The following is a 12,222-nucleotide window of genomic DNA, read 5'->3' as shown; positions in this document are numbered from 1 at the left end:
GCCTTGAGGGCCTTCTCGTCGACCTTGGCGACGTCCTTGATTTCGCAGCGTAGGCGGGTGATACAGCCCTCCACCTCGATGATGTTGTCGAGGCCACCCAGACCGGCGACGATTTGATCCGCTTTCGACATATTTCCTCCGAGCGTGTCGAGTAGACAAAACTGGTTATAACCAGTATATGTCTGGTTATAACCAGTCACGGTAACTGACGCTGAACAGTTCGCGTGACTCCATTCACAGACTGAGGACCACCATGGCCGATGCCGTCGAGAGCTCTCGCAAGAAGCTCGATCTATCGGGACTGCAGAAGCTCGGCCGCAGCTTGATGCTGCCGATCGCCACGCTACCCGCTGCCGGACTGTTGCTGCGACTGGGACAGGACGACATGCTCGGCCGCTGGTCGGCACTCAAGACCGTCGCTGACGTGCTCGCCGCCGCCGGCGGCGCGCTCATCGACAACCTGCCCCTACTCTTCGCCGTCGGCATCGCCATCGGCTGGGCCAAGAAGGCCGACGGCTCCACCGCGCTCGCGGCGGTGGTCGGCTACCTCGCCTTCAACGGCGTGCTCAAGGCCATGTCGCCGGTCGTGCTGGAAGGCAAGGTCGATGCGAAAGGCGCTCAGGCACTGGTGAATTTCGGTGTCCTCGGCGGCATCGTGATCGGTCTGACCGCCGCGTACCTGTGGCAGCGGTTCCACCGCACCCAGTTGCCGGACTACCTCGGCTTCTTCTCGGGTCGCCGCCTGGTGCCGATCCTGACCGCCTGTGCGGCCGTGGTCATCGGTGTGGTCATGTCGTTCATCTATCCGGCCTTCAACTCCGGACTGACGTCCCTGGGTAATTTCGTCGCCGACAACTCGGTCGTCGGCGGCGGCATCTTCGGGTTTGCCAACCGGATGCTGTTGCCGCTGGGTCTGCACCACATCATCAACTCGGTGGTCTGGTTCGTGCTCGGCGACTACACGACCGGTGGTCAGACCTACCACGGTGACATCGCCATGTTCCTGCACGGTGACCCGCATGCCGGCACCTTCATGACCGGCTTCTTCCCGATCATGATGTTCGGCCTGCCCGCCGCGGCCCTGGCCATCTGGCGGCATGCCAAGCCGGAGAACCGCAAGATGATCGGCGGTATCATGCTGTCGACCGGTCTGACCGCGTTCCTGACCGGTATCACCGAGCCGCTGGAGTTCTCGTTCATCTTCGTGGCTTGGCCGCTGCTGCTGATCCACGCGATTTTCACGGGCTCGTCGCTGGCGCTCACCAATGCGCTCGGTATCCACGACGGATTCACCTTCTCCGCAGGCGCCATCGACTACCTACTCAACTTCGGCAAGGCGACGCATCCGCTGCTTCTCATCCCGATCGGCCTCGGCTACGCCGCCCTGTACTACGTCACGTTCAGCTTCATCATCAAGCGCTGGAACCTGAAGACTCCGGGCCGCGAGGACGATGAGGCGGAAACCGAAAAGGAGAATGTCGCCGCATGATCACTCGCACCGCCGTCGTTGCGTCCAAGACCGGGTTGCACGCCCGCCCCGCCGCGTTGTTCGCCAAGGCCGCCGGGGAAGCCGGTGTGCCGGTGAAGATCTCGGTCGAGGGTAAGGATCCGATCGCCGCCAACAGCCTGCTGCAGGTGATGACCCTCGGCGCCAAGCAGGGCGACACCGTCACCCTGCATGCCGAGGACGGGGCCGACGCGGCCCTGGACAAGCTGGTCGCGATGCTGGAGACCGATCTTGACGCGTGAGGTGCGCGGTGTCGCCGCCGCTCCCGGGATCGCGGTCGGTGCGGTGAAGTGGCTGGCGCCCGCGCCGGTCACCAGCCGCACCGACGCCCCCGGGAGTGACGTCGAGGCCGAAATCGCTCGTGCGCAGGCCGCTTTCGAGACGGTCGCCGCCCGCTACTCGGCCCAGGCGCTCGATGCCAAGGGCCCGGCGGCGGACATTCTGTTCATGACCTCGGCGCTGGCCGCCGATCCGGCGCTGCTGGATCAGGTGCGCGCCGAGATCCGCGGTGGGACGCCGACCGCGCACGCGGTCACCGAGGCGGTCGCGCATTTCGGTGCGCAGCTGGCCGCCCTTGGAGGCATGATGGCCGAACGCGCCACCGACCTGAAGGACGTCGGACAGCGCGTGGTGGCCGAACTGCTGGGGGTGGAGCCGCCCGGAATCCCGGACAGTGCCACGCCTTTCGTGCTCGCCGCGCATGATCTGGCACCGGCCGACACCGCCACGCTGGACCCGCAGAAGGTGCTGGGCCTGCTCACCGTGGCGGGCGGGCCGACCTCGCACACCGCGATTCTGGCCAAGGCCCTGGGCATTCCGGCCGTGGTGGCCGCCCCGGACGCGGTGCAGATCGCCGAGAACACCGAGGTCGTCCTCGACGGCACGGCGGGCGTGGTCGAGCTCGAACCCACCGCCGCGCGTCGCGAGGAGGTGCTCGCGATCCGCGCCCGCCAAGCCGACGTGCCGACCGGTCCCGGCCGCACCGCCGACGGTCATGCCGTGCCGCTGCTGGCGAATGTGGGTTCGGTGGCCGACGCGCAGCTCGCGGTCGAACTCGGGGCCGAGGGCGTCGGCCTGTTCCGGACCGAATTCCTGTTCCTGGACCGGCAATCCGCGCCCACGGTGGCCGAGCAGACGGCCCAGTACGCCGAGATCTTCCGGGTGATGGGCGAGCGTCCCGTCACGGTCCGCACCCTGGACGCCGGATCCGACAAGCCGCTGCCGTTCCTGAATCTGCCGGAGGAAGAGAATCCGGCGCTGGGAGTGCGCGGCCTGCGGTTGAGCAGCGTCGATGAGGGGGCGCTGCTCGACCAGCTCACGGCGATCGAGGCCGCGGCCAAGGAGTCCGGGACACCGGTCAAGGTCATGGCCCCGATGGTCGCCACCGCCGAGGAAGCGAGCTATTTCGCCGCCCGCGCCACCGCCGCCGGGCTCGCCACCCGCGGCGTCATGGTCGAAATCCCCGCCGCCGCACTGCGTTCCGAACAACTCGGCGCGGAGGTGGACTTCTTCTCCATCGGCACCAACGATCTGTCGCAGTACCTGTTCGGCGCGGATCGCATGTCCTCCACCCTGGCGGCGCTGCACAATCCGTGGCAGCCCGCGCTCGCGGCGGCCATCGCCATGGTGGTGTCGGGGGCGACCAGGCACGGCGTGAAGGTGGGGGTGTGCGGGGAATCCGCGTCCAACCCCGAATTCGCCTGTGTGCTGGTCGGTCTCGGCGTCGAGACGTTGTCGATGGCGCCTCGCTCGATCGCCGGGGTGCGTGCGCAACTCGCCGAAGTCACCCTGGCGCAGTGCCAGGCGGCCGCGGCGGCGGTGCTGGCGGCGCGGACCGCCGACGATGCCCTGCGGGCCGCTCGGCAAGCATTGGGGCGAGATAAGTGACGACCACCCTGCGCGGCCGGGTCGTCACCCTCACCGAGGCGGGCGAACTCGCCGACGGGGTGGTCTCCTTCTCCGGCCCGCGACTGGACTATGTCGGCCCCGCAACGGGATTCGGCGGTGAGCTGCCCGAGCTGACCGGCCGACCGCCGATCATCCTGCCCGGCCTCATCGATGTGCACTGCCACGGCGGCGGCGGATTCGGCTTCCCCGAAACCGACGCCGACGGGGTGGCGATCGCCGCGAATTACCATCGCTCGCAAGGCACCACCACCCTCGTCGCCTCCCTGGTCTCGGCCACCGAGGCCGAACTGCGCGATCGCATCGACGTCCTGGGCAAGGCCATCGACGACGGTCTGCTGGCGGGCATCCACCTCGAGGGCCCGTTCATCAGCGAGCACCGGCGCGGAGCCCACGACCCGCAACGCATCCTGCCCGGCGACCCGGCTCTGCTGGAGCGTCTGCTCGACTACGCGGGCGGACGCGTCGTGTCGATGACCATCGCCCCGGAAACCGAGAACTTCGATGCCTTGGCGGATGTGCTCGCCGACGCGAATGTGATTCTCTCCCTGGGACACACCGTCGCCGACTACGACAAGTCCGTCCACGCCATGCGCCGCGGCTGGCGGGTGTCGATCACCCACCTGTTCAACGCCATGCCCGAACTCGCGCACCGCGACGCCAACTTCCTCACCGCCGCCATGGCGGCCGCCGGACGTGGCGACGTGGTGGCCGAGGTGATCGGCGACGGCGTGCACCTGGCCGACGGCACCGTGCGCATGGTCTTCGACACCATCGGCCCGGACAATCTGGCGCTGATCACCGACGCCATGGCCGCCGCCGGTCAACCCGACGGCCGCTACCAGCTCGGTAGCCTGGACGTCGTGGTGGCCGACGGTATCTCGCGCATCTACGACCCGAACGGGGAAGGCCCGATCGCCGGTGGCACCGCCACCGCCGCACAGGTGCTGCGCCGCACCGTGTTCGACGCGGGCGTCGAGCTCACCGCCGCCGCCACCGCCGCCTGCGCCACCCCCGCCCGCCTGCTGGGCATGGCCGACGAGATCGGCGCGCTGCATCCCGGCATGCGCGCCGACGTGCTGGTCACCGACCACAACCTGAACCCTGTCGACGTTTTCAAGGATGGAGTGCAATGGAACTCGTGATCACCGATACCGCGGCCGAGGCGGGTGTGCTGGCCGGACGCATCATGGCCGACCATGTGCGCCGGGGTGCGCGCGCTATTGGACTGGCCACGGGGTCCTCGCCGCTCGGCGCCTACCGGGAGCTGATCCGCCAGCACCGCGAGGAGGGCTTGAGTTTCGCCGCGGTGCAGGCGTTTCTGCTCGACGAGTACATCGGGCTGCCGCCCGGGCACCCGCAGTCCTATCGGCAGTTCATTCGCGACGAGTTCACCTCGCATGTCGACTTCGACGACGCGAACGTCAACAGCCCCGACGGCAATGCCGCCGACATCCCCGCCGCCGCAGCCGATTACGAGCAGCGGATCGCCGCCAACGGCCCGGTGTCGGTGCAGATTCTGGGCATCGGAGCCAACGGCCACATCGGATTCAACGAGCCCGGCTCCTCGCTGCGTTCGCGGACCCGGGTCAAGACGCTGACCGGGCCCGGCGACCGCCGTTCCGCTCGCGCCGACGTCGCGACGGTTCGCGTCCGCGTGAGCCGAATCATCTTGCGTGGAGTCGTGATTCGCCCCCGCTAGGGCATCGCGGTACGCCTTGTCCGAGCGATGTCCGGCGGCCGGGGCGGGATCGTCCTCCCCGCCGAGGAGGCGGTGCCAGGCGGCGAGGGTGGGTTCGGCGGCGAGTTGGGCGAAGTTCACGGGCAGGCCGCGTTTGCGCCAGGCGCCGGCGAGTTTCATGGTGCGGATGGAGTCCAAGCCGAGCTGGATGAGGTCGTCGTGGTCGCCGATGGCGGACGGGTCGAGGGTGAGGTGACCGGCGATGGCGGCGCGGATCTCGTCCCGGGCGATGGGCGCCGAAGACCTCTGGGGTGACTCCATTTCCGCTGGTACTCCTTGTTCGAGGAATGTGCTTGGACAGCAGCGTAACCGATTGAGATAGGGTTGCCTAACCTTTGCAAGGCCACCCTAAGTAGCAAGAGGTCAGAGCTGTGACATCGAACTCAACCGCCGCCGCGGACCACCGGGACGGCTTCGTCCCGTTCCCCGCCGACCTCGCCGAGCAGTACCGGGCCGCAGGTTACTGGGCGGGCCGTCCACTGGGCGAACTTCTGCGCGACGCGGCCCAGCAGTGGCCCACCCGCCCCGCCCTGCTCGGCGACACCACGACCACCTACGCCGAACTCGACCGGGCGGCCGACCGAATGGCCCACGGCTTCCTGAACGTCGGCATCCGGCCGGGCGACCGCGTGGTGGTGCAGCTCCCCAATGTCGCCGAATTCATCCCGATGCTGTTCGGACTGCTACGCGCCGGAATCATCCCCGTCCTCACCCTGCCCGCCCACCGCCGTGCCGAGATCGAGCATCTGACAAGGCTTTCCGGCGCGGTCGCCTACGTGGCCGCCGACCGCCTGGGCGACTTCGACTACCGCACCCTCGCCGCCGAGGTGCGCGACCGGGTGCCGACCCTGCGGCACGTGCTCATCCTCGGCGACCCCGGACCTTTCACCGACCTGAATTCGATTCCCGCCGACGGCGATTCCCTTCCGACCGTCGACGCCACCGATATCGCGCTCATGCTGGTCTCCGGCGGCACCACCGGTCTGCCCAAGCTGATCGCCCGCACCCACGACGACTACACCTACAACGCGAAGGCCAGCGCCGAGGTCTGCGAGCTCGGCCCCGACGACGTCTACCTCGCGACACTCCCTGTCGCCCACAACTTCCCGCTGGCCTGCCCCGGCGTCCTGGGCACCGTCGCCACCGGCGGCGCGATGGCCTTCGTGACCGATCCCAGCCCGGAGAGCGCCTTCGCCGCCATCGCGCGGCACCGCGTCACCGTCACCGCGGTGGTGCCGCCGCTGGCCCAATTGTGGTGCGCGGCCGTGGAATGGGAGGACGCCGACCTGTCCTCGCTGCGCCTGTTGCAGGTCGGCGGCGCGAAACTGGCGGAGGTGAATGCCCGCGAGGTCGCGCCCGCCCTGGGCGTGCGATTGCAGCAGGTGTTCGGCATGGCGGAGGGCCTGCTCAACTACACCCGCGCCGAGGACTCCGACGATCTCGTCTGCACCACCCAGGGCCGCCCCCTGTCCCCCGCCGACGAGGTCCGGGTGGTCGACGAGGACGGTCACGACGTCCCGGACGGCGAGGAGGGCGAACTGCTCACCCGCGGCCCCTACACGCTGCGCGGCTATTACCGTGCCCCCGAACACAATGCGCGCGCCTTCACCCCCGACGGCTTCTATCGCAGCGGCGATCTGGTCCGCCGCCTGCCCAGCGGTCACCTGATCGTCTCGGGCCGCATCAAGGACGTGATCAATCGCGGCGGCGAGAACATCTCCTGCGACGAACTCGAGGAACACCTGCTCGCCTACCCGGGTGTGCGGCACGCCGCCGCCGTCGGCCTACCCGACCCGGCACTGGGCGAGAAGGTCGGCGTGGTGCTCGTGACCGTCGGCGCGCTCCCCTCGCTGCCGGACATCAAAGCCTTCCTGACCGCGCGCGGCCTGGCCACCTACAAGCTGCCGGATGTGCTGCGGCAGGCCGACTTCCTGCCGGTCACGGCCGTGGGCAAGATCGACAAGAAGGCCCTCGCCGCGCGCATCTGAGCCCCGCGTCATAGAGTTCATCTATGGGCGGGTGGAACACAGCGAACATTCCGGATCAGACGGGCCGGATCGTCATCGTCACCGGCGCCACCAGCGGCCTGGGCGAGGCCACCGCGCGGGCCCTCGCCGCGGCCGGGGCGCAGGTGATCATGGCCTGCCGCAATGAGATCAAGGCGCAGGCGGTGGCTCGCACCATGCCCGGGGACGTGCACATCCGCGCGCTGGACCTGGCCGATCTGGCCTCGGTGCGCGCCTTCGCCGACACCGTCGAACGGGCCGATGTGCTGGTCAACAACGCGGGCGTCATGGCGGTGCCCAAGCGGGCCACCGCCGACGGCTTCGAATTGCAGATCGGCACCAACTATCTCGGCCACTTCGCCCTGACCGGCCTACTGCTGGACCGGATTTCGCAGCGCGTGGTGAACACCTCCAGCATCACCCACTTCATCGGGCGCATCGATCTCGAGGACCTGAACTGGGAGCGGCGCGCCTACTCGCGGTTCGGCGCGTACGCCCAATCCAAACTGGCCATGCTGCTGTTCACCTACGAACTCCAGCGGCGGCTGACGGTCTCCGGCTCGGAGAAGCTGGCGGTGGCCGCGCATCCGGGCTACGCGGCCACCGAGATCAGCGGCGAGACCCAGAACGTGCTGGAGCAGATCGTCGGCCTCGGCAACCGCCTGATCGCGCAGAGCGCCGAGATGGGCGCGCTGCCCACCCTGTACGCCGCCACCGCCGAGGTCGAACCCGGCGGCTACTACGGTCCGGACCGGTTCAACTGGCGCGGCCACCCGACCCGGGTGAGCTCGAACGCCGCCTCCCACGACGAGAAAACCGCCCGGCAGCTGTGGGAGCTGTCCGAGCGGTTGACCGGCGTGGAGTTCCGCGTCTGACCCCGCGCCGAGTTTCTCAGGCGCGCACGACGTAAGGCGCCACGCTGCCCAGCTTTTCGCAGGTCTCCTCGAATTCGCGTTCCGGCCGCGACTGGCCGACCACGCCCGCTCCGGCACGCAGCCACGCACCGGCACCGTTCTGATAGACCGCGCGTAGCACGAGAGTCGCCTCCAACGCGCCGTCGGGCGAAACCGTCACCACCGCACCGGAATACAGTCCCCTAGGGTCATGGTCGAGACGGAAGACGGCGTCCACGCCCGCCGCCTTCGGAATGCCCGAGGCGGTGACGGAGGGGAACAGCATCTCGAGCGCGTCCCACGGACTGCGGTCCGCTGCCAGGCGACCGCGCACCGTGGAGGCCAGGTGCTGCACGCTGCCGCGCTCGCGTACGGCCATGAAGTCGGAGACCGCGGTGGTGTCCGGCTCGGCGACGGCGGCGATCTCCGAGAAGGAGGTCTGCACGGAAATGGCGTGCTCGACAATCTCTTTCGGATCCCGGACCAGCTCGGCGCGGGCCGCGGTATCGACCTCGTCGCCGCGCCCGAAGGCCCGGGTGCCCGCCAGCGGTTCGGTGGTGACCACGCGGTCGTCGTCCACGGCGGCCACCAGTTCGGGGCTGAAGCCCGCCGCTTCCAGCCCGCCGAGGCGCAACAGGAACGAGCGCGCGGGCGTGTTGTGCATGCGCCCGAGCCGGTAGGTGGCCGGAATGTTCACCGCGAAGGGCAGTTCCACCTTCCGCGACAGGATCACCTTCTGATACTTGCCCGCCCCGATCTCGGCGACACCGGTGGCGACCCGATCCCGGTACCCGGTGGGATCCACGGTGACGTCCACCGGATGCGCCGCTGCCGGGGCGGTCTGCTGGGCGGCCGCGATCAACGCGTGGATGTCGCCGGTCTCGGCGGGCGTGGCGCCCGATACCCGGACGCCGGACGCGTCGATGCGCACCTCGATGCGCGGAATCATCAAATGCGCCAGCGTCGCCCGCGGGTGCACATGCTCGGTCGCGCCCAGCGACCAGGCGCAGAACTCGAATCCGATCCAGCCGTAGGCGTTCCGGTCGCCCACCGGCAGTCCGGCCAGCGCCCCGTCGACGGCCTGCGCGGGGCTGCCGGTCCACGGGCCCGCGGTGGTGCGGCCGTCCCAGCTGACCCGCAGCTCGTCGGCGTCGAGCTCGACCCCGCCGATCGGGTCGGCCGCGAACACCCAGACCCCGGGCCGTTCGTAGACCACGTACTCACCGAAGCGATCCGCCGCCGCCAGCGCGGAGACCGCCGCGACCGGATCGGTGACGTGTTCGCCCCACCGCTGCTCCCCCGCGACCCGTACCCGTTCGTCAGCGACCGACACCAGACCTCCAAGGTTATGCTTACCTAAGTTGTTGAGTGAGGTTAGCATTACCTTCCTCGATGTGGGGAGGGCCGGATCGCGACCTCGATCACGCGGCAACCCTTCGGCCCGCCGAAACCCCGCCCCCGACCGGCGAATTGCGCGACCTCCCAACCCGCCGCTCCCGTTTGGGATTCAATGGAGATCAGCGGCTCATGCGGAGGTAACGAAGATGCTCGATCATGACAGCCGGCTCCCCGAGGCCGCGCTCACCGCTCCGCATTCCGTGGTCGCACTCGTCGACGCCGCCTCACCCGTGGAACGCGAACTCGTCGGGCACTGGCTGGCCGAGGGCGGCATCACCCAGGAGTTCGGCACCACCGCACCCGTCACCCAGATCGACCTCGACCCCGTCGCCGTCACCGACCGGCTCGTCGGGCGCAGCGACGACCCGCTGGTGGTGCCGGTCCGCGTGCTGTGGCTGCCGCCGGAACGAGACGGCGTGCGCCGCACCACCTTCAGCGATCTGGTCACCCTCACCAACCCGCGCAAACCCCACCGGCTCCTGCAGCGCAGGCTGCTCAGCAAGGCCCCCGACCGGCACCTGGTGCTGACCGGACAGCCCGCCCGGCTCAGCGAGCTGCGCGCCAACAATCCCGGATCCGCCGCCGCCCCCGACACTTTCGGGCGGGCCATCGTGCGCGCGGGCATCGTCGCCCTCGAGCGCGCCGAACGCGCCGTGATCGGCGACCGGTACAAGGTGCCGCGACTCGTGGTCGAGGAGATCCTCGACTCGCCGGAATTCCTGCGCCGGCTCGACGCCATCGCCGAGGCGACCGGCCTCGCGTCGCGCGAGGTGTACCGGCGCGCGGAGAAGGGGCTGCGGGAACTCGTCGCCGCCCAGTCGCGGCTGGTGTCGGACCTGTTCACCCAGGCCATGCGGCCCGTGCACGCCTCCACCTGGAAGGTCGACTCCGACCTCACCGGGCTGGACCGGCTGCGCACCCTCAACCGCCGCTACCCGCTGGTCTTCCTGCCCTCGCACCGCTCCTACGTGGACGCCTTCGTACTCGGGGACATCCTGGCGCGCAACGACTTCCCGCCCAACCACGTGGTCGGCGGGGCCAATCTCAAATTCTGGCCGATCGGGCCGATCGCACGCCGCACCGGAACCGTGTTCATCCGCCGCAGTTTCGGCGACGACGAGGTGTACAAGGCCGTCGTCGAGGAGTACTTCGCCTACCTGCTGGCCAAACGCTTCAACCTGGAGTGGTACTTCGAGGGCGGGCGCACCCGCACCGGCAAGCTCCGCCCGCCCCGCTACGGGCTGCTGAATTACCTTGCCGCCGCGCTGCGTTCGAAACGCATCGACGACGTCATGCTGGTGCCCGTCTCCATCACCTACGAACGGCTCAACGAGATCGGGGCCATCGCCGACGAGCAGACCGGCGGCCGCAAGCAGGCCGAGGGCCTGGCCTGGCTGGCCCGCTACGTACGCAACCAGCAGCACTCCGCCGGGCACGTGTATGTCCGCTTCGGGACCCCGCTCTCGGCACGCGACCGGCTGGCCGTGCACGGCGATCCGCTGACGGCGCACCCGATTCCGGCCGCCGACGACAGCTCCGAGCTCGAGCAGCTGGCCGCGCTCGAGCATCGCGCCGTGCAGCAACTCGCCTTCGAGGTCGCGGTCGGCATCAACGACGTCACGCCCGTCACCGTCAACGCGCTCACCGCCCTGGTCCTGCTGGGTGTGCACGAACGCGCCCTCACCCGGCGCGAACTGCGCACCGCCATCGAGCCGGTGCTCGGCTACGTCGAGAACCGGAATCTGCCGCACGGCGAGATCGCCACGCTGCGTGAGGATCACCGGCTGGCGGTGGTGCTCGAACAGCTGGCCATCGCGAAGGTGGTGACCGTCTATCGCGGTGGCCTGGAACCGGTGTACGCCATCAATGCCGGGGCGCACCTGGAGGCGGCGTTCTACCGCAACAGCGCCGTGCACTGGTTCGTCAACCGCGCCATCCTCGAACTGGCCATCCTCAGCGCCGTCGAAGCGCCCGAGGGCGATCAGCTGCGCACCGGATGGGAGGCCGCCTACCGGCTGCGGGACCTGCTCAAGTTCGAGTTCTTCTTCCCCGAACGCGCCGAGTTCACCAGTCAGCTCACCACCGAGATGCTGCTGGTCGACCCGGAATGGCACCGCCGCACCGCGGCTGGCACCGTCGGCTCCGAAATCCTGGCCAAGCTGGCCGAATCCGGGTTCATGATGGCGCACCGGGTGCTGCGCTCGTTCTTCGACGCGCAACTGGTGGTGGCCGAACGGCTCGCCGCCCGCGACCCGGTGCTCGAGGTCGACCGTAAGGCGTTCATCGACGAATGCTTGCACGTCGGCAAACAGATGCTGCTGCAACAGCGCCTGCACAGCCCGGAGTCGGTGTCCTCCGAATTGTTCGGCAGCGCGGTCAAACTCGCCGACAACCACGGATTGCTCACGCCCGCCGAGGATCCCGCGGACCTGGCCGCCCGTCGCGCCCGCTTCGCCGCCGAACTGCGGGCCATCGGCGCGCGCATCTCGCGCGCCGCCACCCTCGACCCCTCCAACCGGCTGGAAGCGCTGTGACACACCGGGTCCGGGGAACCGCGGCGGGCCGCCCCGCGCTGCCGCTCCGGCCCGGCGTCGGCGTCACCCAGCGGCCCGTCGGCGCCATGGAACTCGATGAGGCGCTGGCGGCCGTGGGGGGGGGGCCGCCGGGGCCCCCGGGCGCGGCGGTGGTGGTCTGTGGGGGGGGCGGGGGGGGGGGGTGGTAGCCGCCACCCCCGCCCCCCCCCCCCCGGCGGCGGCCCCGCCCCCCCCCCCG

10 protein-coding genes and 1 pseudogene are annotated in these 12,222 nt (G+C 69.5%); 8 read left to right on the top strand and 3 right to left on the bottom strand.

The features are described 5' to 3' along the window. The coding region (locus ACWELQ_RS14505) for a PTS transporter subunit EIIB (RefSeq protein WP_452397514.1) at positions 1–131 on the bottom strand (131 nt) is incomplete at its 3' end. Between the two features lie 122 nt (positions 132–253). On the opposite strand from ACWELQ_RS14505, the gene ACWELQ_RS14500 reads away from it, so the two are divergent. Genes ACWELQ_RS14500 through ACWELQ_RS14480 form a run of 5 tightly spaced genes read left to right on the top strand, consistent with a single transcriptional unit; the run spans position 254 to position 5,114 of the window. Next, a complete protein-coding gene (locus ACWELQ_RS14500) occupies positions 254–1,489 on the top strand; it encodes a PTS transporter subunit EIIC (protein WP_452397511.1) in 1,236 nt (411 codons plus the stop codon). After that, positions 1,486–1,749: an HPr family phosphocarrier protein gene (locus ACWELQ_RS14495; RefSeq protein ID WP_452397510.1), complete on the top strand. Its 264-nt coding sequence runs from the start codon at positions 1,486–1,488 to the stop codon at positions 1,747–1,749. Before ACWELQ_RS14500 ends, ACWELQ_RS14495 begins: the two co-directional genes overlap by 4 nt. Continuing rightward, positions 1,679–3,394, top strand: a complete 1,716-nt coding sequence (ptsP, locus tag ACWELQ_RS14490; RefSeq protein ID WP_452397509.1) for a phosphoenolpyruvate--protein phosphotransferase — start codon at positions 1,679–1,681, stop codon at positions 3,392–3,394. Before ACWELQ_RS14495 ends, ptsP begins: the two co-directional genes overlap by 71 nt. Further along, positions 3,391–4,557: an N-acetylglucosamine-6-phosphate deacetylase gene (locus tag ACWELQ_RS14485; protein ID WP_452397508.1), complete on the top strand. Its 1,167-nt coding sequence runs from the start codon at positions 3,391–3,393 to the stop codon at positions 4,555–4,557. The genes ptsP and ACWELQ_RS14485 overlap by 4 nt, the downstream gene beginning before the upstream one ends. After that, positions 4,545–5,114: a 6-phosphogluconolactonase gene (locus ACWELQ_RS14480; RefSeq protein WP_452397507.1), complete on the top strand. Its 570-nt coding sequence runs from the start codon at positions 4,545–4,547 to the stop codon at positions 5,112–5,114. The genes ACWELQ_RS14485 and ACWELQ_RS14480 overlap by 13 nt, the downstream gene beginning before the upstream one ends. Before the next feature lie 87 nt (positions 5,115–5,201). On the opposite strand, the pseudogene ACWELQ_RS14475 reads toward ACWELQ_RS14480, so the two are convergent. Continuing rightward, positions 5,202–5,414 (bottom strand): annotated as a pseudogene (locus ACWELQ_RS14475) (phosphopantetheine-binding protein); the annotation flags it as partial. Between the two features lie 110 nt (positions 5,415–5,524). On the opposite strand from ACWELQ_RS14475, the gene ACWELQ_RS14470 reads away from it, so the two are divergent. After that, complete coding sequence (locus ACWELQ_RS14470) at positions 5,525–7,141, top strand: (2,3-dihydroxybenzoyl)adenylate synthase (RefSeq protein WP_452397506.1); 1,617 nt, start codon at positions 5,525–5,527, stop codon at positions 7,139–7,141. A 23-nt stretch (positions 7,142–7,164) separates the two neighbouring features. Further along, a complete protein-coding gene (locus tag ACWELQ_RS14465; protein ID WP_452397505.1) occupies positions 7,165–8,034 on the top strand; it encodes an oxidoreductase in 870 nt (289 codons plus the stop codon). Between the two features lie 16 nt (positions 8,035–8,050). Here the strand turns inward: ACWELQ_RS14465 and ACWELQ_RS14460 are convergent, their stop codons facing one another. Continuing rightward, a complete protein-coding gene (locus ACWELQ_RS14460; protein ID WP_452397504.1) occupies positions 8,051–9,433 on the bottom strand; it encodes a salicylate synthase in 1,383 nt (460 codons plus the stop codon). Positions 9,434–9,596: 163 nt separating this feature from the next. Between ACWELQ_RS14460 and ACWELQ_RS14455 the strand changes: the two genes are divergently transcribed. Continuing rightward, positions 9,597–11,984, top strand: coding sequence for a glycerol-3-phosphate 1-O-acyltransferase (locus ACWELQ_RS14455; RefSeq protein ID WP_452397503.1), 2,388 nt, complete (start codon positions 9,597–9,599; stop codon positions 11,982–11,984). The last annotated feature ends 238 nt before the right edge of the window (positions 11,985–12,222 follow it).

Source organism: Nocardia sp. NPDC004722, assembly GCF_053601505.1.
Note: the sequence above shows the minus strand (reverse complement) of the source record. Positions and strands in the feature narration are given on the sequence as shown.